The 23,660-nt window shown below is 43.8% G+C and carries 20 protein-coding genes; 12 read left to right on the top strand and 8 right to left on the bottom strand.

Annotated elements, in window-relative coordinates:
- Positions 1-250 precede the first annotated feature (250 nt).
- The 3 genes from OCV12_RS22630 (at position 251) to OCV12_RS22620 (ending at position 3,289) form a co-directional block, all read left to right on the top strand.
- The gene (locus OCV12_RS22630; RefSeq protein ID WP_261886237.1) at positions 251-1,819 is read left to right on the top strand and encodes an amidohydrolase family protein; all 1,569 of its coding nucleotides are present in this window, start codon (positions 251-253) and stop codon (positions 1,817-1,819) included.
- A gap of 94 nt (positions 1,820-1,913) precedes the next feature.
- The gene (locus OCV12_RS22625) at positions 1,914-2,555 is read left to right on the top strand and encodes a trimeric intracellular cation channel family protein (protein WP_261886236.1); all 642 of its coding nucleotides are present in this window, start codon (positions 1,914-1,916) and stop codon (positions 2,553-2,555) included.
- A 107-nt stretch (positions 2,556-2,662) separates the two neighbouring features.
- Entirely contained in the window at positions 2,663-3,289 is a 627-nt protein-coding gene (locus tag OCV12_RS22620; RefSeq protein WP_261886235.1) for a LysE family translocator, read from the top strand.
- 87 nt (positions 3,290-3,376) lie between these two features.
- Here the strand turns inward: OCV12_RS22620 and OCV12_RS22615 are convergent, their stop codons facing one another.
- Positions 3,377-3,982, bottom strand: a complete 606-nt coding sequence (locus OCV12_RS22615; protein WP_261886234.1) for a short chain dehydrogenase — start codon at positions 3,980-3,982, stop codon at positions 3,377-3,379.
- 153 nt (positions 3,983-4,135) lie between these two features.
- On the opposite strand from OCV12_RS22615, the gene OCV12_RS22610 reads away from it, so the two are divergent.
- Both OCV12_RS22610 and OCV12_RS22605 read left to right on the top strand, forming a co-directional pair.
- Positions 4,136-5,020 (top strand): LysR family transcriptional regulator, encoded by an 885-nt coding sequence (locus OCV12_RS22610; RefSeq protein WP_261886233.1) that lies wholly within the window; start codon positions 4,136-4,138, stop codon positions 5,018-5,020.
- A gap of 323 nt (positions 5,021-5,343) precedes the next feature.
- On the top strand, positions 5,344-5,886 hold the full coding sequence (locus OCV12_RS22605) for a type II secretion system protein (protein WP_261887122.1): 543 nt from the start codon (positions 5,344-5,346) through the stop codon (positions 5,884-5,886).
- A 95-nt stretch (positions 5,887-5,981) separates the two neighbouring features.
- On the opposite strand, the gene OCV12_RS22600 is transcribed toward OCV12_RS22605, so the two are convergent.
- Entirely contained in the window at positions 5,982-7,364 is a 1,383-nt protein-coding gene (locus tag OCV12_RS22600; protein ID WP_261886232.1) for an MATE family efflux transporter, read from the bottom strand.
- A 397-nt stretch (positions 7,365-7,761) separates the two neighbouring features.
- Between OCV12_RS22600 and OCV12_RS22595 the strand changes: the two genes are divergently transcribed.
- Positions 7,762-8,976 carry a DUF3644 domain-containing protein gene (locus OCV12_RS22595; RefSeq protein WP_261886231.1) on the top strand — a complete coding sequence of 405 codons (1,215 nt, stop codon included), beginning with the start codon at positions 7,762-7,764 and terminating at the stop codon, positions 8,974-8,976.
- A 360-nt stretch (positions 8,977-9,336) separates the two neighbouring features.
- Here OCV12_RS22595 and gcvP read toward each other — a convergent pair whose 3' ends face one another.
- The 3 genes from gcvP to OCV12_RS22580 form a co-directional block, all read right to left on the bottom strand.
- A complete protein-coding gene (gene gcvP / locus OCV12_RS22590) occupies positions 9,337-12,216 on the bottom strand; it encodes an aminomethyl-transferring glycine dehydrogenase (RefSeq protein ID WP_017629409.1) in 2,880 nt (959 codons plus the stop codon).
- Positions 12,217-12,305: 89 nt separating this feature from the next.
- Positions 12,306-12,686: a glycine cleavage system protein GcvH gene (gene gcvH / locus OCV12_RS22585; RefSeq protein WP_017072176.1), complete on the bottom strand. Its 381-nt coding sequence runs from the start codon at positions 12,684-12,686 to the stop codon at positions 12,306-12,308.
- Positions 12,687-12,737: 51 nt separating this feature from the next.
- Entirely contained in the window at positions 12,738-14,030 is a 1,293-nt protein-coding gene (locus OCV12_RS22580; protein ID WP_017064653.1) for a serine hydroxymethyltransferase, read from the bottom strand.
- Between the two features lie 440 nt (positions 14,031-14,470).
- On the opposite strand from OCV12_RS22580, the gene OCV12_RS22575 reads away from it, so the two are divergent.
- From OCV12_RS22575 to OCV12_RS22560, 4 genes are all read left to right on the top strand, one after another.
- Positions 14,471-15,094 carry a helix-turn-helix domain-containing protein gene (locus tag OCV12_RS22575; RefSeq protein WP_017064652.1) on the top strand — a complete coding sequence of 208 codons (624 nt, stop codon included), beginning with the start codon at positions 14,471-14,473 and terminating at the stop codon, positions 15,092-15,094.
- Positions 15,095-15,541: 447 nt separating this feature from the next.
- Positions 15,542-16,675: a glycine cleavage system aminomethyltransferase GcvT gene (gene gcvT, locus OCV12_RS22570; RefSeq protein WP_048660228.1), complete on the top strand. Its 1,134-nt coding sequence runs from the start codon at positions 15,542-15,544 to the stop codon at positions 16,673-16,675.
- Positions 16,676-16,822: 147 nt separating this feature from the next.
- Positions 16,823-17,836 carry an IS110 family RNA-guided transposase gene (locus OCV12_RS22565; protein ID WP_261885538.1) on the top strand — a complete coding sequence of 338 codons (1,014 nt, stop codon included), beginning with the start codon at positions 16,823-16,825 and terminating at the stop codon, positions 17,834-17,836.
- Positions 17,837-18,257: 421 nt separating this feature from the next.
- Positions 18,258-19,316 (top strand): S1 family peptidase, encoded by a 1,059-nt coding sequence (locus OCV12_RS22560; RefSeq protein WP_261886230.1) that lies wholly within the window; start codon positions 18,258-18,260, stop codon positions 19,314-19,316.
- A 101-nt stretch (positions 19,317-19,417) separates the two neighbouring features.
- On the opposite strand, the gene OCV12_RS22555 is transcribed toward OCV12_RS22560, so the two are convergent.
- Positions 19,418-19,744, bottom strand: a complete 327-nt coding sequence (locus OCV12_RS22555; RefSeq protein ID WP_261886229.1) for a hypothetical protein — start codon at positions 19,742-19,744, stop codon at positions 19,418-19,420.
- 201 nt (positions 19,745-19,945) lie between these two features.
- On the opposite strand from OCV12_RS22555, the gene OCV12_RS22550 reads away from it, so the two are divergent.
- Positions 19,946-20,263: a helix-turn-helix transcriptional regulator gene (locus OCV12_RS22550; protein ID WP_017630398.1), complete on the top strand. Its 318-nt coding sequence runs from the start codon at positions 19,946-19,948 to the stop codon at positions 20,261-20,263.
- Between the two features lie 69 nt (positions 20,264-20,332).
- Here OCV12_RS22550 and arfB read toward each other — a convergent pair whose 3' ends face one another.
- Positions 20,333-20,743, bottom strand: coding sequence for an alternative ribosome rescue aminoacyl-tRNA hydrolase ArfB (gene arfB / locus OCV12_RS22545; protein ID WP_017630397.1), 411 nt, complete (start codon positions 20,741-20,743; stop codon positions 20,333-20,335).
- An 87-nt stretch (positions 20,744-20,830) separates the two neighbouring features.
- On the opposite strand from arfB, the gene OCV12_RS22540 reads away from it, so the two are divergent.
- On the top strand, positions 20,831-21,436 hold the full coding sequence (locus OCV12_RS22540; protein WP_123322563.1) for a beta-phosphoglucomutase family hydrolase: 606 nt from the start codon (positions 20,831-20,833) through the stop codon (positions 21,434-21,436).
- A gap of 75 nt (positions 21,437-21,511) precedes the next feature.
- On the opposite strand, the gene OCV12_RS22535 is transcribed toward OCV12_RS22540, so the two are convergent.
- Entirely contained in the window at positions 21,512-23,416 is a 1,905-nt protein-coding gene (locus OCV12_RS22535; RefSeq protein WP_261886228.1) for a diguanylate cyclase, read from the bottom strand.
- Positions 23,417-23,660: the final 244 nt, after the last annotated feature.

Below are 23,660 nucleotides of genomic sequence, written 5' to 3'. Positions count from 1 at the left end.
ATTAAGTAGATGGATCGCAAGCCTTCCTGCCTACCATAAGAAAGTTAAATAATTAAAAAATACTGCCACCGAGGTAAGCCGCATTGAGGTGTGGGTTCTTAATTATATCAAAGAGTTAATTGTGCTTGATGAAGTTTGGATGTGTTTCGTCCGTCTTAAGTGATTTATCAGGCTGACAAAGCTCATCAATAATGTGAGTCAAAGAGGCGGACAACGCTGACTTAATTTACTTACCTTTGGAGTCAACATCATGAACAAGCAAATCAAAGCTACTCAAATCAAACGTACGACCCTAGCAATGTTAGTGGCAATGTCACCAAGTGTCTTCGCTTACGATTTAGTGATTATGAATGGTCGAGTTATGGATCCTGAAACAGGGTTTGACCAAGTTACTAATGTAGCTGTTGAAGATGGAAAGATCGTTGCTATCACGAGTGATGCAATTGAAGGCGATAAGATGATTGATGCTGAAGGTCTGGTTGTTGCACCTGGCTTTATTGATACTCACTCACACGTTGTAGCGATTCCAGTGATGCAAAAGCTGCATCTACGTAGTGGTGTAACCACTCCATTGGCACTAGAAGTTGGTGCTTATCCTGTGAGTGATTGGTATCAAAGGCTAGAAGGTCGTTCACAAACGAACTTTGGTGCAAGCGTTTCATCTGCCGGCATTCGAACCAAAGTTTTTAATGATGATTACCACACTCGCACGGGCACAATGATCAACGATATTTTTGATAGCGAGGAAACGAAAGCATCGCAGATTAGCTCTGATGCACTGACTGAGGTTGCATCAAGGCAACAGATTGAAATGATCTCTGAAATGGTCGACAAAGAGTTAAAAGATGGCGGTTTAGGCATCGGTGTTCCAGTTGGTTACATGTCTAAAGCTGCAACGACTATCGAAACTAAAGAGTGGCAAAGACTTGCGGGTGAATACGGTGTTCCAACCTTTTTACACGGTCGATTCTCAAGCCAACTTCCACCAACATCGGGCTTAATTGGTATTGAAGAGATGCTATCTGGAGTGGGCATTTATGGTGGTGGCTTGTTAGTTCAACACGTACATCAGCAAACGCTCAATGAAACACCGGTTGCACTTAAGATGCTAGACGATGCAAAAGCAAAAGGCATGAACGTCGCGGCAGAGATCTACCCATATAACTACGGCGCAACCATTGCAGCGGCAGACTACCTAGAGCCAACAAACTACCAGCGTAATATGGCACGAGACTACTCAGACATTATTGAAACAGAAACAATGAAGCCCCTAACCAAAGAGCGATATGAGCAATTGCTAAAAGAGGACCCTCAAGCGAGTGTTATGTTCTACGGTGCAACGGATCAAGATCTTAAAAACGCGCTCGCTCATGAGTCAACAATCGTCGGTAGTGATGCTTTTCCACTGATGAAAGAGAACGGAATGATGGCTTACAGCTGGAATACGTCTTATGAAGGTCTACAAGGACACCCAAGAGCCGCAGGTACTCAAGCACGAGTATTGAAAATGGTTCGTGAAGACAACCTAATGCCATTGATGGCTGCGGTTTCTAAAATGTCTTACATGCCGGCTAAATTTCTTCAAGACAATGGTATCAATCAAATGAGTAAAAAGGGTCGCATTCAAGTGGGCGCTGACGCTGATATAACGATGTTTGATCCAGAAACGGTAACGGACAACTCGACACTTAAAGAACCAGGTTTGCCATCAACAGGTATCCCGTATGTTGTGGTTAACGGAACAGTCGTCGTAGAAGACTCTAAAGTGCTGCCCAATGTTTACCCGGGCAAAGCGGTTCGTAATAGCGTTACTAAATAAATCTACCTAAACAAACTGTCATAAAAGCAGACGCGCGAATTTTGATTTCATCTCTGCTTTTTTATCGCCAAATTAGCATCTAAAGGGTAATCAAATGTTCCTAACAACCGCGGAACTCATAAATACGATCTCTGTTCTTGGTACGGCGGCTTTCGCTTTGTCTGCGGTATTGGCCGCGAGTGAAAAAAAGACGGATATTTTCACGGTGGCGGTATTGGGTGTAATTACGGCAGTAGGGGGAGGTAGCACACGTGATGTATTGCTCGGTGTAACCGTGTTTTGGTCAGAGGAACTATATTATGTTTGGATCGCGGTTGTGAGTAGTTTAATGGGTTTTATCTGTGTTTCGTTTTTGAAGAAGCGATGGTTTCATACGATTAACCTTTACGTCGATGCTATTGCTATCGCCATGTTTGCGATTCAAGGGACCGAAAAAGCATGGAGCTTAGGTTTCGGGCTACCACTCGGTCCAATCATGTTGGGTATTATTACCGCCGTGGGGGGAGGCGTTATTAGGGACGTATTGATTCAACGTCCAACCTTACTGTTATCAAAGGAGCTTTATGCAATTCCTGTGGCGTTAGGGTGTACATTACATGCCACAACTCTGGCGTTGTTGCCATCGTACACAGATGTAAGTGCGATCGTTTCTATTGCCTCCGTGATTTACATACGTCACCTAGCAATCAGTAAAAAAATCGCCGTCCCTAGCTGGGCAATACTGAAACCTATGTAAGAGGTTTCCCTGACAATACTATCATCCCCAATGTTCTCTTTACTCTAGTCAAAACTCCATGATACGTTCGTGACCAATCATGTTGGGTTATAAGTAAGGACAAGCCAATGTCATTAGAAGGCGCAGTTACATTCTTTATTGCCATGTTTATATTTGGCATTACTCCGGGGCCAGGTGTCTTTGCGATTTTGGCTCGTGGTATGGTCGATGGATGGCGAAAATGCATCTCTCTTTCTGTAGGAATGATCTGCAGTGATCTGATTTATCTGGCGATTGCCTGTTTTGGTCTAGCGACGATTGCTGAGAACTGGTCATTGGCTTTTGAGGTGATTCGTTATGTTGGTGCCGCTTATTTGATTTACTTGGGTTACAAGATGTTTAAAAGCCTGCCTGAAGTGCAAGGTACAGCTGAGCTCGCGGCAAAACAAAGTCAGAAATCAGAACTTGCTAGTTTCGCTCAAGGCTTTTTGATTTCAGCATCAAACCCGAAAGTGATTCTGTTCTATATTTCATTCTTACCGACGTTTATTGATCTGACGGTTTTGCGTTCACAAGATATTGTCTTGGTTTCTGTTTTAGCGGCGGTTGCTCTTATGTCCGGTTTAATGATCATTGCTATGGGCGCGGGCAGAATGGCAAGTTTACTTAAAACGCCACGCGCTCATAAAAGATTAAACCAAAGTGCTGGTGGAATAATGATTGCGGCTGGCTCATATTTGGCGATAAATCGATAGATATCGTTTTTAACCAAACTATCTAGGAAGAAAGGCGAACCGAGGGGTTCGCCTTTTTCGTTATAGGTGTACGTTTTGTTGGTAAAGTTAAGCGTCTACAAAAATTACTTCACCGGTAAGGAAGCCATCGACTGAGCGCTCGAATGCTTTGCCGACTAATTTGCTTGGTACGGGTCCAAAACCTGGCATCATTTCACCGTAAACATCCCATGCTTCAGCAAGCACGGTAGGATTGATGACATTGATGCGGGTGTTTCTTGGCATCTCATACGCGACACACTTTACGAAGGTATCAATCGCGCCGCTGGTGGTCGCATCTGCAATAGCGAAAGGGATTGGCTTCACATTCAAAATACCGCTAATCAGTGTAAATGAACCACCGTCAGCGATGTACTTTTGGCCGATGCGAACAAGATTAATTTGTCCCATCATTTTGCTCATTACCGTGGTCATCCACTGTTCTTCCGTCATATCTGCAAAGGTGTTGTATTCGCATAAGCCGACTGTGTTCACAACCGCATCGAAGTGTCCCACGTTCTTGTAAAGCGCTTCAATCGACTTTGGGTCGGTGATATCAACAATATGGTCGACATCGCCAGAGCGACCCGCTGTGATTATCTGGTGATTGCCTAAGCCCATTAGTGCTGCTTGACCCATCTTGCCACGTGCGCCAATTAGAATAATTGTTTTCATGTTGTTCTCCGATCTGTATGTGTTTCGTTTCGATGGAGGAACTTTAACTAAATGACTAAACAAGTAGAAACAAAGCTTAATTGTGAGTGTTACTGGTTTTTCTTGTGCAGTGTTACACTCATGCATAATCCAATTTCACGGGTGTAGGTGAGTGTGAGCAAATTAGATCGATTAGACATAAAGCAACTCAGGGTTTTCCAAGCGCTAATACGTGAAGAGAACGCATCTAAAGCTGCCAACCAATTAGGCATGACTCAACAAGCCGTCAGTGGGCATTTAAAGAAACTGCGTGAAGTGTTCGACGATAGGTTGTTCGTGAGGAAGACTAATGGCTTTGTTCCTACGACATTTGCTCAAGAGTTGTCAGTTGGTGTGGATCGTCTGCTTATCGATTTCAACTTACTGTTATCAAAGACTAACTTTGTGCCAGAGAAAGCCAAAGGGACGTTTGTGATTGCGGCGACAGATTATGCCCAGCAGATTATTTTACCGAGCTTGATAGCAAAGCTAAGGGAGCAAGCGCCGGAATTAAAGCTGATTGTGCGTGACTTCGAAATCGATAACCTGCACGAGTTAATGGAAAGCGGTAAGGTTAATTTAGCTATCGCATTCCCTGATTATATTCCAGATAGTTATAAGGTCATTAAGCTGTTTGAAGAGCACCATGTTTGTGTCACTTCACCTCATTCCTCTATCGCACAAACCAATCCTTCGCTGCAAGAGGTCGCGAGTTATCCGACGATCATCGCTTCACCATCTCGCCCAAACTTTAAAGGTTCGATTGACGAATGGTTTGGGAAGTTCGGTTTAAAACGCAATGTGGTGGTGTCTGCTCCGTGTTTCTCCATCGTACCCATGTATCTAAATACGACTGACTCGATTGCGTTCTTACCATCAAGAGCGATAGAGGGCTTGAATTTGGTGACAATCCCAATGGAACAATCACCAGAGAGTTTCGATGTGGTAGCTGCCTGGCACCCAAGATACAACGATGATCCACTGCAAAAATGGGTCACATCTTTGTTAGAAGTGGAGTAGTGAAGAACGTTAACACCAATTAACCACCATTTTCATTTATGCGTTAGCTCAAAGAAATAGATTAAACTTTATCAGTGTCTTGCTCTCGTTTATGTTGTTGTATTGTTGGGACAACAATCGTTCAAGCCTTATGTGACAACACTTCCAGTTAATGATATGAGTTGAGGGTTCTATAAATTGTCCCATATAGGCTATTTGAGGCGAAGTGGGAGGAGTTTTATGAATCCTAATCGCGATGTATAGTTACTAATAATTCATTGAGTTATCGAATCTTTAAGTTGTCAGCTGATGTGGGTGTTATGAAGAAAAACGGCTTTACGTTAATGGAATTAATCGTTGTCATCGTGATACTCGGTGTTTTAGCCGTTACGGCAGCCCCGAGGTTTCTTAATATCCAAGAGTCAGCGAGAGAAGCAGTACTTGAAGGTGTTGCTGGCGCGATGGAAGGGGTGATCACACAAGTAACCTCTAAAGCTATTATCGCTGGACTTAATCCAGATGCATCAAATCCAGGTGATCAGAGCAACTATGTGATCGATTTTGGTATTGGTAGTGTTGAGGTTGATTGGGGAACCCTTTGCCCAGAGAGCCGAGGCGAGTCGGGCGACAAATTAACGATGATCGACTTTATGACCTTATCAGATGATGACAGCCTAACTTCTGATTTTGGTAATCGGCACACTGTGATCGGGTATGACTACGACTTTACCCAAGCCGAATTAGATAGTACGAACATAACTGACGCGGATCTAGAAACGCGCCAAGGTTGCTTTGTTCTTTATGACTCTTTTGGCCGAACAAATGGCAGCCAATGTCCTGATGAAGGATGTGAATGTACAGTCCGTATTGTTAACAACAACTGTTAAGCGAACTCATCATTAGATTTTAGAGACAGAATAAAAAAGCGCGTTATTGCCGAGTAGCAATAACGCGCTTTTTTGTATTATCTTGATGATTTGTCTTAGTTTGCCAATGGAGCACTTGCTGATGGCAAGTCACGCTTCTTAATCACGTATCGCAAACGAAGTAACATCAGAGCCGCTGACACACTCAAGCCCGTCAGAATACCAATCCAAAAGCCTTCTTCACCCATTGCAGGAACAATGTGGTCTGTTAAGCCTAATACCATGCCCAGTGGTAGTGCTAAGCCCCAGTATGAAGCGATAGCTAAGATCATCGGGATCTTAGTGTCTTTATAGCCACGCAGTGCACCGTTAGCAGACGTTTGCAATGCATCGCTGAATTGGTACATCGCCGTAAAGGTCAACAATACCGCTGCTGTCGCGCTTATTGTAAGGTCGGTGGTGTAAAGCCTAATGATCCACTCAGGGAACAGCAGGAACATCGCTACTGAAAGCAATGAAATCAACGCTGCAACCAAGATACCGACTTTACTGCGTTCAATCGCGCCAAGTTCATCTTTTTCACCCAAAGCGTGCCCAACACGAATCGTAATACCAAAAGAGATACTCATCGGAATCACGTAAGTTAGGCTCGATATGTTAAGTGCAATTTGTGCGGCTGCCACGTTCTCTGCACCAATACGGCCAATCATCAATGCGATTACCGCAAAGATGCTGCCACATACCGCGATGTTCATACCGATAGGTAAACCTAACCTTAGAAGGTGAAGCATCTCTTTTGCTTTTGGCTTAGCGTCTGCAAAGCTGATGATGGTTTTGTAGTGGTGATGACCTTTAATGTAGGAATAGAGCATTCCCGACATTAGCCAATACACTAAGCTTGTCGCCCAGCCACAACCCACAGCGCCCATTTCAGGGAAGCCGAACTTACCGTAAATAAGCACGTAGTTGACCGGAATATTCACCAACAAACCAACCACAGAAATGATCATTGGTACTTTGGTGTTGTTCATACCTTCACAGAAGCCGTTCAAGGTGTAGAACAGGGCAATACCCGGTACACCAAAGGCTAGGGCAAACGCATAATCACTGCCAATAGGAATGATCTCAGCGGCTACGCCAATCCATTCTAAGATCGGTTTCGCACTCACCAAGTAAGCGATAAGTAATACGCTAGCAATCAATGCCAACCAAACCATCTGGAAGAATTCAACAGAGATACTTTGAAAGTCACGTGCGCCACGGTGATAAGCGACAACAGGTGTTAACGCCATAATCACGCCACGCAGTAGCAGCAGCACAGGAATCCAAAGGCTGGTGCCAAGTGCAATAGCGGCGAGATCGGCAGGGCTTACTTGGCCAGCCATTGTCGTATCGACAAATCCCATCGCTTGGGTAGCTATTTGAGTCAAAATGATTGGAATCGAAAGGTGCATAAGCGCACCCGATTCACGAGTAAAAGGACGAAATTTCGTTAGCATGGAAGTTCACAACACCAATATAAATACACGAATGATGGCAGGATGGCCGGTGTGCATTTTAGGATGTGCCCCGTTGGGCGGGCGACAATATAAACACCTTACCGTATAGGGTCAAGCTTTGGATTTATAGAGTTCAATTAGCTTGGAGACAGTCAAGGGTTCTGATGGTTAAAACACAGCTCTAACGCACGTAAGTTCATGATTTATAGGAAAACATACTTGACCAGAAAATTCTATATTTGCCACGCTAATCACTAAGCTAACGGTATAAGTGATTGTTATGGAAAGACAAAGGCTAGTACAATTGGTGGCATAAGAAACTAGATAGAAAAATTCTGTATTTAAATGCAGAGTTTTTCAGTCTAAGAACTATTATATGCAGTTAGTAGGTAGGTTTATGTCAGAGAAAAAATGGTTGCAAGTAGACAAGGCTTATACATTCTTCCTTGAGAGTTTTCAATCTGGACACGAGTTCACGTTAGATGACTTAGCTGAAAAGACAGGTTGGAGCGTATCTACAGTAAAAACGTATTTACGTAAAAAATGGGTTTCATTGCTGGAGCGAAAGAACAATGGTTATAAGGTCACAGAAGTTATCACAACTTTCAACTCAACTACTTTTCGCCAACACCAAAGCCAAAAAGATGAAGTAGATAAGTACCTTCACCAGATTATGTTAGAAAAGGCTATCTCGGCGTGTATTTCAGCGATAGAAATATACAACAAACCTAATTTTCAGCATCGAGAAGAGACTTTCTCAATTCTAATGACAAATGCATGGGAGCTTCTTTTAAAGTCAAAGTTGGTAAAAGATGCTGGTGACAATCCTGAGTCCATCCATATTTTTAACAAGGCGCAAGTTGTAATATCCCCAAGTGGTAACCCTAAAACGATTTCATTGGGCGTTGCCCTGAATCGTTTATTAGCTAATGGTTCTATCCCAAACGTAGTCGGAGATAACATTCGATTGTTAATGAACATCCGAGATGATTCAGTGCATTTTGTCTGCGGTGATCTTGAATTGAGCACTAATATCCAAGAAATTGGTACAGCTTCACTGAAAAACTTCATGACTCTTGCTATGAACTGGTTCAACCATGACTTTAGTCGGTACAACTTCTACCTTATGCCTGTATCATTTTTCCATCTTTCAGATGTTGCTAGTTTTAGCGTGGACAGTGAGGTTAAGTCAAACCTCCTGAAGTATCTGAAAGATATCGAGAAAGACCATGAGCATGACAAAGATGCAAACTTTGCTATATCGTTGAAACTTCATACTAAGCTGGTAAAAACGACAAATGATGAAGCGTTACAAGTGCGTCTAACTAATGATCCTGATGCTCCGGAAATTGTTCTTTCCGAAGAAGATGCTCTGAAAAACTATCCACACGATTACTACGAGCTGCTAGAAATAATCAAGGCACGCTATACGAACTTTAAGCAAAATAAAGTCTTTCATGACCAAATGAGGACGTTAAAAGCTGAAGGTGAAAGGTACTGTAAATTGCGCCGATTAGATCCGGACAACCCTAAAAGTATTAGTAAAACTTTCTATCACAACAGGGTCATCGACCAATTTGACCAATGGTACGAAAGGGCACGGGTGAAGTAAGCATATAACAAACGACTATGGCGCCAATATCAACTTGGCGCTATCTAACCCTTACTTAACCATCACTTCTTAGTTTCCCCCTAGGGCTGTATGAGCTTCCTACTGCCACAGAGCCAGCAGAAACACGAAAAGCCCAATCCCAAGCGTGACTTTTAGAAGTAAGCCAAGAGGGGCTCCACCTTTTGGCGCTTTATTGCAACATCCCATAATTGTTTCCTCATTCATCACTGGATTCATTTCACCTTAAACCTTTCCCTTACGGTAAGGTCAATGCATTTGTTGACCTTGAATTTTAGAAAACAAAAAGGCGAACCATTTGGCTCGCCTTTGTTATGTTTCGCTGCTTAGCGCCGCTACGAATTAGTCTTCGTAGTTATCGATGCTTGGGCAAGAACAGATTAGGTTACGGTCGCCGTATACGTTGTCTACACGGTTAACTGTTGGCCAGTACTTCGAGTTCTTCGTTGCTTTCGATGGGAAGCAAGCCAGTTCGCGAGAGTAAGGGCGATCCCATTCTGCGCCTGAAAGGTCAACTTGTGTGTGCGGTGCGTTCACTAGAGGGTTGTTGTCTAATGGCCATTCACCGGCTTTCACAGCTGCCATTTCGTGGCGGATTGCGATCATCGCTTCACAGAAACGGTCTAGTTCTTCTAAGTCTTCAGATTCAGTTGGCTCTACCATTAGTGTGCCAGCTACTGGGAAAGACATAGTCGGCGCGTGGAAACCGAAGTCCATTAGACGCTTAGCAATATCTTCTTCGCTGATGCCTGTGTCTTCTTTAAGCGGGCGAATATCGATAATACATTCGTGTGCTACGCGGCCGTTAGTGCCACGGTAAAGAACAGGGTAGTGAGGACGTAGTTTTTCCATCACGTAGTTCGCGTTTAGAATCGCTACTTTCGTTGCGTCTGTTAGGCCAGGTTCGCCCATCATTGCGATGTAAGCCCAAGAGATAGGTAGGATTGAAGCACTACCTAAATCTGCTGCTGATACCGCGTAGTCAGAACCTTGTACACCGTTTTCGATGTGACCTGGTAGGAAAGGTGCTAGGTGCGATTTAACGCCGATAGGACCCATACCCGGACCGCCACCACCGTGTGGGATACAGAATGTTTTGTGTAGGTTCAAGTGAGATACGTCTGAACCGATGAAGCCAGGTGAAGTTAGGCCAACTTGAGCGTTCATGTTCGCGCCGTCTAGGTAAACCTGACCGCCCGCTGCGTGTACTTGTTCACACACTTCTTTCACTTGCTCTTCGTATACGCCGTGCGTAGAAGGGTAAGTGATCATGATGCTTGATAGGTTTTCTTTGTGCTTCTCGATCTTCGCTGCTAGGTCAGTCATGTCGATGTTGCCATCTTCATCACACTTAACAACCACTACCTTCATTGAAACCATTGATGCTGTTGCAGGGTTAGTACCGTGCGCTGAGCTTGGAATCAGACAAACGTTACGGTGAGCTTCACCGCGGCTTGCGTGGTAACGTTGAATCGCGATTAGACCCGCGTATTCGCCAGATGCACCAGAGTTAGGCTGTAGTGAGAAATCGTCGTAACCGGTGATTTCACATAGCTTTTCTTTAAGATCTTTCGCTAGTGCTGTGTAACCCGCTGCTTGATCAAGAGGTGCGAATGGGTGAATTGAACCAAACTCAGGCCATGTTACTGGAATCATCTCAGCAGCAGCGTTCAGCTTCATCGTACAGCTGCCCAGTGGGATCATGCCGTGCGTTAGTGAGAAGTCTTTGTTCTCAAGCTGTTTTAGGTAACGCATCATTTGCGTTTCGCTGTGGTGCGTGTTGAATACTGGGTGAGTTAGGAACTCTGATTCACGACGGCAGTTTTCTGGAATTGCTGCAAACTCGTTTGATGCAATGTCAGAAGAGAGTGCTTGAACGTCTTCTTTCACGTCGAAGATTGCGAATAGGGCATTCACGTCGTCGATCGTTGTTGTTTCATCTAAGCTGATACCGATCTTACCTTTAAGAAGGCGAAGGTTGATGTCTGCTGCTTGCGCTTTCGCGTACAGTGCATCTGTTTTCTCTTCAGAGTTGATTGTGATGGTATCAAAGAAACTGTTGTTCGTTAGCTCGTAACCCGCTTTAGTCAGGCCAGCCGCTAGGATAGCTGTCATGTGGTGTGTACGACGAGCAATAGTACGTAGGCCTTCTGCACCGTGGTAAACCGCGTAGAAAGACGCCATGTTTGCTAGAAGTGCTTGAGCTGTACAGATGTTTGATGTCGCTTTCTCGCGGCGGATGTGTTGCTCACGAGTCTGCATTGCCATACGTAGCGCTTGGTTACCGTGAGTATCGATAGATACACCGATTACACGACCTGGCATTGTACGCTTATGCTTTTCACGAGTACCCATGAATGCAGCGTGTGGACCGCCGTAACCCATAGGAACACCGAAACGCTGAGCTGAGCCGATTACTACGTCTGCGCCCATTTCGCCTGCAGGTTTAAGTAGGGCAGAAGCGAGTAGGTCAGTAGCAACGGTTACTAGAGTTTTGTTTGCTTGAGCCTTCGCAATGATGTCTGTTAGATCACGAACTTCGCCTGTTGTGCCAGGGTATTGAACTAACGCACCAAATACGTCTTGCTCTGGAAGTGTTTCAAGAGCGCCAACCATTACTTCAAAACCGATGTACTCAGCACGAGTTTTAACAACTTCTAGCGTTTGAGGGTGAACATCGTCAGCAACGAAGAATACTTTGCTCTTGCTTTTACCAGCACGCTTACACAGTGTCATAGCCTCGCCAGCCGCTGTCGCTTCATCAAGAAGTGATGCGTTTGCGATTTCCATACCTGTTAGGTCCATTACCATTTGTTGGTAATTTAGTAGAGCTTCAAGACGACCTTGTGAAATCTCTGGTTGGTATGGTGTGTAAGCTGTGTACCAGCCTGGGTTCTCCAAAACGTTACGTAAAATAACGTTTGGAGTGAATGTGTTGTAGTAGCCTTGGCCAATGAAAGTACGTTTCACTTGGTTTAGGTTAGCGATCTCTTTAAGAGAGGTCAGCATGTCCATTTCGCTCAGTGGCGCAGCAAGTGTCATTGGTTTTTCAAGACGGATTTGTGCAGGAACCGTTTCGTCGATCAGTGCGTCTAGGCTAGTCGCGTTAATCGCTTCAAGCATTTTTTGCTGGTCTGCTTTATTTGGGCCGTTATGACGAGCAACAAACTCGTTTTGAGTACCCAGGTCTTTCAGTAATTGGCTTTGAAGTAATTCAGTCATGATATGTTCTACTTTCTCTCTGGAGCCGTGAGCTAGCCCCTAAAATTAAGCTGCTCAAAAGAGCAGCTTTATCGTAATGAGGTTACCTATTAGTCTTCTTCGATAGAGCTTAGGTATTCTTCCGCATCTTTAAGGTTGTCTAGTTCAGACGCATCAGACATCTTCACTTTAACAATCCAGCCACCTTCATAAGGTTCTTCGTTGATTAGCTCTGGGCTATCTTCTAATTCTTCGTTGATTTCTACGATTTCGCCAGAGATTGGTGCGTAGATATCAGAAGCAGCTTTCACTGACTCAACTAGAGAGAAGCTTTCGCCAGCTTCGATTTCGTCGTCAGTGTCAGGCAGGTCAACAAACACAACGTCACCTAGCATCTCTTGAGCGTGCTCAGAAATACCGATAGTTACAGTACCGTCACCGTTGTCTTTTACCCACTCGTGGCTGTCTGCAAACTTTAGTGTATTGTCCATTGCTTATTCTCCAAAAATTTATGAGGTTTTAATTTAAATCTTAAAAACGGTCTAACGGTAAAGAGGGAAGCGCTTGCAAAGCTCTTTAACTTGCTTGCGAACACGTTGCTCAACTTCAGCGTTGCCTTCAGGGCTTTCAACTAAGCCATCAAGTACATCGCCGATCCATTCACCGATAAGTTTGAATTCTTCAGTGCCAAAACCACGACTGGTTCCAGCTGGCGTACCTAAACGAATGCCAGAAGTAATCATAGGCTTCTCTGAATCGAATGGTATACCATTTTTGTTACATGTGATCCCTGCACGCTCTAACGCTTCTTCAGTTACGTTACCTTTCAAGCCCTTAGGACGAAGGTCAACCAGCATTAGGTGCGTGTCTGTTCCGCCAGTCACAATGTCACAACCGCGAGTTTGCAACACTTCAGCAAGAACTTTTGCGTTGTCGATCACTGAATCAATATAAGTATTAAATTCTGGGCCAAGTGCTTCGCCAAACGCCACTGCTTTAGCCGCGATAACGTGCATTAATGGGCCGCCTTGTAGGCCAGGGAACACTGCAGAGTTGATCTTTTTGTTGATGTCTTCGTGGTTAGTCAGAATCATGCCGCCGCGTGGGCCACGAAGTGTTTTGTGTGTTGTTGTTGTAACAACGTGTGCATGTGGTAGTGGGCTAGGGTGAGCACCTGTCGCGATAAGACCCGCGATGTGTGCCATATCAACCATTAGGATTGCGCCAACTTCGTCAGCGATTTCACGGAACTTAGCGAAATCAATAACGCGTGGGATAGCACTACCACCAGCAATAATCATTTTAGGTTGGCTTTCGATCGCTAAAGCGCGAACCGCTTCGTAATCGATTTCAAGAGTGTCGCGGTCTACGCCGTATTGAACTGCGTTGAACCATTTACCAGACATTGCAGGGCGTGCACCGTGTGTAAGGTGACCACCAGCGTCAAGAGACATACCTAGGATAGTGTCGCCAGGTTGAAGTAGGGCAAGTTTAACTGCGCCGTTTGCTTGAGCGCCAGAGTGAGGCTGTACGTTTACGTATTCACATTTGAACAACTGCTTAGCGCGTTCGATTGCGATAGCTTCTACTGTATCTACGTGCTCACAACCACCGTAGTAACGACGGCCTGGGTAGCCTTCAGCGTATTTGTTGGTTAGGCAGGTGCCTTGAGCTTGCATTACTGCTTTAGATACGATGTTCTCAGAAGCAATAAGTTCGATTTGTTCGTTTTGACGAGTGTTCTCTGCTTGGATTCCAGCAAATACTGCGTCGTCAGTCGCAGATAGGTTCGTAGAGAAAAAACTGTCTAAGCTATGGTTTTGGTAAGCGTTCATTGTCGAGACCTTTCATTAAGCTAATGGTGATTGTTTTTATAGTCCATTAGGTCTTACGTTGATTTCTGCATCGGTATCGTTTGCGCTATATAGGTACAGATAAACGTTAATTGCGTTTTAAATATACTCTTACAGCGTCTAAGCGATCGTTGTAGGGTCAATGCAGCACGAATTGGTTCCCAAAAGTTCGGGTAAAAAACAGCTCTTACAAATGTTAAAACTATCATTTGCTACAAGCTGAAGTAGCATCTCTTCATCTAACAAGTCGATAACATAGCTCCGATAAAATCAATTTTCAACAAAAATTTCCAATAGGAAACAACTTTTCTCGTTTTGCTACAGGGAGCACGCTTTATTTCTGTGTGTGCTCTTTAATCAACAAAGCGCTTCATGCAACAATGAAATGAATAGACAGGAAGTAAGAAAATAATGAGGGACCTATGTCAGAAGACATTTATGATGAGTACCCATCTTTAACGTTGGCGAAAGAAACGTTAGACCAGAATATAGAACCACTTAGGCTTGGCCAGCGTATTAAAGACATCCGCGGCAAGCTTGGGATCACGTTAGAAGAAGCGAGCCAAAGAACTGGCTTGGCGCGTTCTACGCTCAGTAAAATCGAGAATGAACAAATCTCGCCAACCTTTCAGGCTATGCAAAAATTAGCGATGGGTTTGCAAATTGATATGCCGCAACTCTTTGAGCCGCCAAGGAAAAAAGTCGCAACAGGACGTCGTGACTTAACTAAGGCAGGCCAGGGAAAACCTCACCCGACACCGACTTATGAGCATGAACTGCTTGCGACTGAGCTTTCTAATAAGAAGATGATGCCATTCAAAAGCCGCGTAAGAGCGCGTACTTTTGAAGAATATAATGATTGGGTTCGTCACGATGGTGAAGAGTTCTTGATGATTATCTCCGGTGATGTGATGTTTTACTCAGAATTCTACGAACCCGTACCAATGAGTGAAGGCGACAGCATGTATTACGACGCCAATATGGGCCACATGTTGATTTCTACTAGTACAGAAGATGCGCTGATTTTGTGGGTGACTGCAAAATAAGTTAACAAAATTAGAATTTCTTATAGTGAATGCAAACGTTTGCTTTTGTTTCTAACGTTTGCCAAATTACGCGATATTGATGTGAAAATCATCAATATCGCGTTTTTGCATGTATCGAATAATTGTTTTTAAATTGTTAAATGTCACATTTTGAGCTGTTTTAATCTTGTTAAGGGTGTAAAACTGACTCAGGCTTGTTTACTATAGTGAACACGGTTTACTCATGTTGATTGAAGTTTACTGAAGTGAATTCTTAGAAAGTGAGTTGTAGAGCTTTTGTACAGCTATCAATTTTTATAACGCTAACTATATAAGCCTATATAAAAGACATCACTTTTTACTATCTACTGTTTCTAATGCTGAGACTTAGCGTTAGAAGCGACTCTAAATAGAGATATAAGCGGCAGATTCGATTTGGAAAGCCTGCAACGCTTCATGGAGAATAAAATGACTCAAGAACACGCTAATCAAGACCTACTAAAAACACCACTGCACGCACTTCACGTTGAAGAAGGCGCAAAGATGGTTCCTTTCGCTGGCTACGACATGCCAGTTCAGTACCCACTAGGTGTAAAGAAAGAGCACTTACACACTCGTGATGCTGCCGGTCTTTTTGATGTTTCTCACATGGGGCAACTTCGTCTACATGGTGCAAATGCAGCTGCTGTCCTAGAATCTTTGGTTCCTGTAGATATTATCGACCTTCCTTCTGGTAAGCAGCGCTACGCGTTCTTTACTAATGAGCAGGGCGGCATCATGGATGACCTGATGGTCGCTAACCTTGGCGATCACCTGTTTGTTGTTGTGAATGCAGCTTGTAAGACACAAGATATCGATCATCTAACGGCACACCTTCCTGCAGATGTAGAGATGGAAGTGATTGATGACCGCGCTCTACTCGCACTTCAAGGTCCTAAAGCATCTGAAGTTCTAGCTCGTTTCCAACCAAGCGTTGCAGACATGCTGTTTATGGATGTTCAAAAAGTAGATATCGATGGCGTTGAATGCATCGTGAGTCGCAGTGGTTACACGGGTGAAGATGGCTACGAGATCTCTGTACCGAACGATCACGCTGAAGCACTAGCGCGTAAGCTAACTGCAGAAGCGGAAGTTGAGTGGATTGGCCTTGGCGCACGTGATTCACTTCGTCTTGAGTGTGGTCTATGTCTATACGGTCACGATCTAGATACAACAACGACTCCAGTAGAAGCTAGCCTTCTATGGGGTATTCAAAAAGTTCGTCGTACTGACGGTGAACGTGCAGGCGGTTTCCCTGGTGCTGATATCATCCTTGAGCAAATCGCGACTAAAGACGTTCAACGTAAGCGTGTTGGTCTAGTAGGCCAAACTAAAGCTCCAGTTCGTGAAGGCGCTGAGTTGTTCGATGCTGAAGACAACAAGATTGGCGTTGTAACAAGTGGTACAGCGGGTCCTAACGCTGGAAAGCCAGTATCAATGGCTTATGTTCGCACTGATCTAGCGGCTATCGGTACTGAAGTATTCGCTGAAGTTCGTGGTAAGAAACTACCAATGACAGTAGAAAAAATGCCATTCGTACCTCAACGTTACTACCGTGGCTAATCTCTTTTAAGAGAAAACACCAAGTATTACGAAAGCCTATTGTTGACCTCTCTATATAGAGGGACTCAACAGTAGGCTTAATTATATGGTCCGCCTCACTCTCAAGCCCTTAAGCTTAGAGTAGGCTCTCAGAATGAGGTGAACCATATGTCTTCTATTCATATTTTAGGTATCGACCTAGGTAAACATTGCTTCCATGCTATCGCACATAACCGTTGTGGAGTGGAGGTGCTTCGTCGTAAATTTAATCGTAACCAACTCTTAATCTTTCTTAGTAAAATAGAACCAACAACTATTGCTTTCGAAGCCTGTGGCGGTGCTCATTGGCTTGCTCGAAAGTGTGGTGAACTTGGTCATCAACCCCGACTTATTCCTCCTCAGTATGTAAAGCCTTATGTCAAAGGCAATAAAAACGATTTCATCGATGCTTCAGCGATCGCAGAGGCTGCGGGTCGACCGACCATGAGGTTTGTAGCTGTAAAAAGTGAAGAGGCTCAAGTCATCGCAGCGATTCATCGAGTCAGAGATAGTTATATCAAGGAGAGAACTGCCACTATGTCGCGGATCGGCGCGATCTTACTTGAGTTCGGCCTTAGCTTTCCCAAAGGGCATGCAAAGATGAAGTCTCTGTTTCAATGGTTAGCTGAACAAACCGTCTCATTACCAAAAAGCTTGCTATGTGAATTGATATCTATCCACGAACATTACAAGTACCTTAATGAACAAATCAAAACTCAAGATAACAAGCTTCAAACTATTGTTAATAACAATGAAAGTGCTCAATTATTAAAAACTATCCCTGGAATTGGCGATCTTACCTCCACATTGTGTATAGCCGATGTAAGCTCTCCGAATAACTTTACCAATGGCCGTGAGATGGCGGCTTGGTTGGGGCTTGTGCCAAGGCAATTCTCAACGGGAGGAAAGACCAAACTACTTGGTATGAGTAAACGAGGGAATAAACACCTCAGAACTCTGTTTGTCCATGGGGCAAGGGCTGTACTCTCTAGACTAGAGACGACAGGGAAAGTGTTCGGAGAGTGGCTTGCGAACCTACGAGCCACCAAACCATTTAATGTAGTGGTAGTCGCATTAGCCAACAAGCTAGTGAGGATAGCTTGGGCGGTGTTATACCACCGCCAAGCTTTTAAGGCTGTTTAGCTATAACCAAGTTTGCAACGCCAATGAACGTGATGACAAAAACGGTCAATCGGCCAGATTAAGAACCTGACACAAAAAATAGCAATCAATGCTTTGGGCTTTTTAAGGATAATCTGGCGCGGATATCATCGTGGAGCTGGGAAGCTAGTGCTCCCAACAAGGACTCCGAATACATTAGCGCAAACCAACTCCGTTATTACTTAATTGTAGTTGCAATAACGGGGCGGACCATACATTTTTGTTTATTGCCGCGTATTGATTTGATAAGTGACCATCAAGAACTGTTACTTTGAAATTGGTTTATAAAATGAGAGATGTGGCAATATCGTTACAAATACTTACTATACTGAAGGTTGGGACGTGTTATGGTGGCTATTCATCAATATTGTAAATAAGTAGTAGGGGTTACAAGGAGTTATCTATGAATGTGAATCATACAATGAGTCCAGTTCGTAAAGCCGTTTTAGGGCTTTTAGCGCCATTGATTTACACATCAAGTGTTATGGCGACGGAAAATACGGTCGAAAGTACTCCTGACGTGGGTGTAACACCTTATATCGTAAACGGCAGCAGCGCCTCAGTAACTGATTTTCCTTCGATGGCGAGCTTATTCATCGATAGAATCGAATATGATGGCGTCTACTCAACAGGCCCATATTGTGGTGCGACAATTTTAGACCCGACTCATATTTTAACGGCTGCACACTGTATTTATGGTGATGAGAATGCTCAGTTATTTACTGTTGTCGTTCCTCAATTAGAAGACACTTCCCAATTTCCTAATAACATTGTCCAGAAAGCACGTGTGTCTGAAGTGTATTATCGTAGTGATTACTCAAATGCTTTGAGCGATCTATTGCGTAATGATGTTGCTATTCTAAAACTTGAAAGTGCACTAAATATCGATTCAATTAACGATGTTGTTCAGCGTCCCTCTGATGAAACTTATCGCAATGTCGCAAATGACTTTGTCGCCGTGGGGCACGGAGATACACGCACTGGCTTCGATGGCACTACTTTACTACAACAAGCAAACCTCAATTATGTAGACAATGCGACTTGTAAAACGGTATTCGCGGCTGGCAATGAGTTAACAGAAAATCAAATTTGTTTTGTTGGAGATGTGGGTGCATCTGGCTTGTACGGTGGCACTTGTCAGGGTGACTCTGGCGGTCCTGTTTACTGGAAAGATGGTTCAATTTACAGACAAGTTGGTATCACTAGTTTCGGTCCTGAAACGTGTGGTGCTAGCTCAAGAGTAACGTCGGTGTTTACAGAAATCTACGACTACAAAGATTGGATCGACAGTGTTATCGCTGGTACTGAAACTGCTAAGTTTGTATCAACAGACGCGAAACGTTCTGCTTCTGCAGGGACAAGTGCGTCAACTGGTTCTGGTAGCAGTGGCGGTAGTGTTTCATTTGGTTTGCTAGGTATGCTGATGTTGATTGCTGGCGTTAGAAAAGCAGTTAAACGTTAGATCTTCAATGTTTTGAACAAGTCGACGCTTTATCTAACGATAGCGTCGACTTTTTACTTTTGCAGGTTTGTATATTTACAGTTGGTTAGTTGCTTGTCGAACTAGTTACTCAGCTCGATAACCGCTTTACGGCTGTATCTTTCTAGAATCTCATCCATCTCTTTTATCGCAGCATTGATGCTTTTAATCCCACCTTGCGCTACACCTTTTTCATTTTCGTTCAATGCAGAAAAAGCCTGCTTTAATTCCTTACCTTCCAACATGTTCCCGTGCAGCAACACCTCTTTGTACGTGAGTAGCTTATGTTGTATTGCAATGATTTCTGGGCGGGGATTGTCTGATTCTAATGCGTGACTAATGCAAGGAAATGCCAATATATAGCGATTCGCAATTTCCAATTTGACGTCTTTCTTATTCGCAATATGCAATTTTTATTATTTCCCAAGACTTGAGTCTTCAAGTTTTCTAGCCTTTACGCTCACGATCGATCAAAGCGTGAAAGTTTATGATACGTAACGTTTTTTAATAATTGGATAATATGCCTTTGATAGCGTATGTAAACCGTTGCGAGTCAATATGGTCTGCTTCTTGCTGAAATTAGGTCATAACTGTCTAATGAGGATAAGCTAATGTCACAAGAGCCTATAGTCATGGCGCTGATTGAGCGCAGAAAGCAAGCTAATTTGTCGCAAGAAAAGCTGGCCTCAAGTGCAGGAATGAGCTTAAAGACTTACCAACGTATTGAGCGCGGAGAAGCGGACATCAAAATGTCTCAGTACCGTTCGATCACAAGAACTCTAAAAGTGACTGATTTGGATGTCGTGCTTGATATTGTGGGTGCATCGCAAGCGACTGCAGAAGATGTAGCAGCGGTCAGTCGCTTACTGACCAGCGAAGAGAGAATGTTGTTGATTAAACTGATTTTATCGGTGAAAAAACAGAAGTAGTCTGTTTCTAATAACAGAGTTAGAACGGTTGTTTAATGGGTGATGCGCTCACTGGGGGACATGAAACAATCAGTTCACTCTTCCGCGTAGCTGTTTGGTGGTACTTCTTTGTTTCTTACTTTCTAAACGTCTTTTCTGAGAGCCGCGTGTTGGCTTTGTTGCTCTTCTTACTTTTTGAACTTTTGTCGCTTCCAAGATCAATTCTTTCAAACGCACTAAAGCGTCATCTCGGTTTTGTTCCTGAGTTCTGTATTGTTGCGCCTTAATGATAATCACACCGTCTTTGGTGATGCGGCTATCTTTGTGTGCGAGGAGCTTTTCTTTATAGAAATCAGGTAGGGTAGAGTGCTTGATATCAAAACGTAAATGTATCGCGCTTGATACTTTATTGACGTTTTGACCGCCTGCTCCCTGTGCTCTGATCGCAGTTAACTGAAGTTCCCAGTCCTGAATCGAAACAGAGTTAGATATTTGTAACATAAACATCCATTTTGAACGGTAATATGGGGTCATGATACTGAATATTGGTTATGGTATCAGTAACTTTCTTAAAGAGTGGTAGTAGTGATGAAAATAGATTTAACGGCGTATGAAGGATTAATCTTTGATATGGACGGTACGTTGATCGATACAATGCCTGCTCATGTGAAAGCATGGCAGCAAACAGCAGAAGAGTTTGGTTTTCATTTTGAAGCGTCTTGGTTACACAGTTTAGGTGGAATGCCGAGTTATAAGATAGCGGGCGAAGTGAACAGCAAGTACGGCTTGTCGCTCGACCCACAAGCGGTTTCCACGTTCAAGATGGCGTCATTCGCTGCCATTGAAGACAAAGGTGACGTTATCCCTTGTACGCATTCTCTGTTGTTAGAACATCTCGGAAATAAGAAGATCGCAGTAGGGACAGGCAGTCAACGTAAAAGCGCAGAGCAATTATTAGATAAAACGGACATTCTAAACAAGCTTGATATCTTAGTGACAGCGACCGATGTGAAGAATCACAAGCCAAACCCTGATACTTTCTTAGATGCGTGTTTCGGTATGGGTTTACAACCTAAGCAGTGTGTAGTGTTCGAAGATACAAACTTAGGTAAGCAGGCTGCTCATGCGGCAAATATGGACTGTATTCTAGTGGTTGAAGGGAACAAGTTAGAGTTCCACCCAGCGCCTAACTGATTGGATATCGATGGAACGTTCGCCTACTGATTAGACTCGCCTAGTAGTCACATTCGCCTAGTTTTCACATTCGAGCTAGGCGATTTCGCTCATTTCACTGTCTAGGAACAGGCACACGCTGTCACGGCCTGCGGCTTTCGCTTCGTACAGCGCTAGATCGGCACATTTGTAGTTAAGGGCAGGATCGCTCGTCAGGTTCGTGATACCAGCACTGACGGTAACGATGTTGTCTAACTCAAGGCTAACGGCAATTCGTAGTCTATTAAGTACGTATTCGGCTTCTTCTGTTGTTGTGTGTGGCAGAACGACACCAAACTCTTCACCACCAATACGAGCCACAAAATCGGTTTCTCGGCATTCACGTTGCAATACCTGAGCGACGGTTTGAATCACGCGATCACCATAGTCGTGACCAAATCTGTCGTTAATGCGTTTGAAGTGGTCGATATCTAAGATAGCCAAACAAGATTGTTCGCGGGTAGGGTAACGGTTTACACGAGAACATTCGTCGCGCAGTTCAAGATCGAACTTCCGACGGTTCCAACAGCCGGCTAATGCGTCTTTCTCACTGAGGTTTCTCAGCTTGTTTTCGAGTTCCTTATGCTTACTGATATCGACAAATGATGCGACATAAAATTGAATCACATCTTTCGAGTCTTTGATGGTTTGGATACGGAGTATTTCTGTAATCAACGAGCCATCTTTACGTCGGTTGACGACTTCGCCTTCCCACATGCCTTGTTTCTTGATAATGCTCCACATCTTAATGTAGAACTCTTGATTGTAGCGACCAGACGCAAACATCGATGGTTGGCGGCCTTTAACGTCTTCTAGGTTGTAGCCACTGACTCGGGTAAATTCTTGATTTACTTTGATGATGCGGTTGTTTCTGTCAGTGATAACAAGGGCTGACATGCCGTTCATTGCGGCTTTTGCTAACTGACTTTCAATGCTGTTCTTCTTGTGGTTTTGATTCCACAGCACAAAGCCTGCTGAAATCATTGAGATCAAAATCGTTAGGGTAACTATCTGCACGAAGATCGCGTGGTTTTCACGCTGATATTGGCTATTAAACTGTTGATTTTCAATATGAAGAACCATGTAGATTGGGCCTTCGAACTGCTTTATCTTCGGGCTGATATCAGAATGGAAATACCAGTTCTTGCCGTCAAAATAACTCGAAGATGTCTTGTCTTGAATCGCTGTCCAAAGCTCTGGGTATAACTTTGCGTAAGTCTGTTCTGAACGTGACTCAATCACATGCCCGAAAGATTCCGTAGGATCCGGCCCCATAATGATGTGTCCGGTCTTGTTGAGAATAATCGGAACAGCAGCCGATGCGCCAATTTGATAGTGAAGGCGCTTGTAGATCTCAAGCATGTTCAGGTTTGCGATGAAGTAACCAATGATGCGGTTGTTTTCAGCGACTGGCGTCATAATGCGAAGCGCTGGAATCAAAGGGCGAACGATTTCTCCATTTTCAACTTCTAGGTCAATGCCGCGAGAGCTCACCTCACCAATCTTTAGTTCTTGTAGCGCTTTGTAATAATCGCGCGAAGATTTGTTCTGTAGTTCGTTATCTGGGACTACGATTGCTTTTCCGTCTTTGTAGTTAACACGGAAGACTTCGTTGCCCTTTATATCGAGGTAACGTAACTGAGAATAGTACTTTTGGCCTCGAGCGAGCATCACCCAGAGATCTTGCAGCGTTTCTTTATGGATAGTTGACGGTTCGTTGATGGCGCGGAGTAAGGTTTGCGAATCTGCAATAGAGGGAACCGAGTTTGAGATTTGCTCAACAATCACAGCGAGCTCGTGAAAGCTATACTCGATTTGGTTTTGGCTAGACTGTTTGATATTGAGCGTGTGCTGATCTTCAACTCTGTCGAGTTCAGAGTTGATATAGAGGGCAGGGACTAATCCTAGGGCAAATATGGTGCACAGAAATTGGCTGACTAGTTTCTTTATACTCGTATTCATCACTGTCCTCAAAGAATCAGCGCAATACTATATATTTTATAGGGTTTTTAATGTGATCTTCACCCAGAACTTAAAACAAGATTTGCATATTATTAAGGTTTTACTGCAACTTTTTGCAATTAAGCTTGCTAATTGAGCATCTGGATAACTAAGAATTACCACCAAAATAATGCCTACTCATGCCAGTGTTTTTCGTTATGTCATAAGTAGGCGAGTGATGAATTATGGCTAAAGGCTTGTAATC

The organism is Vibrio pomeroyi (genome assembly GCF_024347595.1).
In the GTDB taxonomy this organism is placed as follows: domain Bacteria; phylum Pseudomonadota; class Gammaproteobacteria; order Enterobacterales; family Vibrionaceae; genus Vibrio; species Vibrio pomeroyi.
The sequence above is the reverse complement of the archived record's forward strand: the minus strand, read 5'-3'. Positions and strand labels throughout refer to the sequence as shown.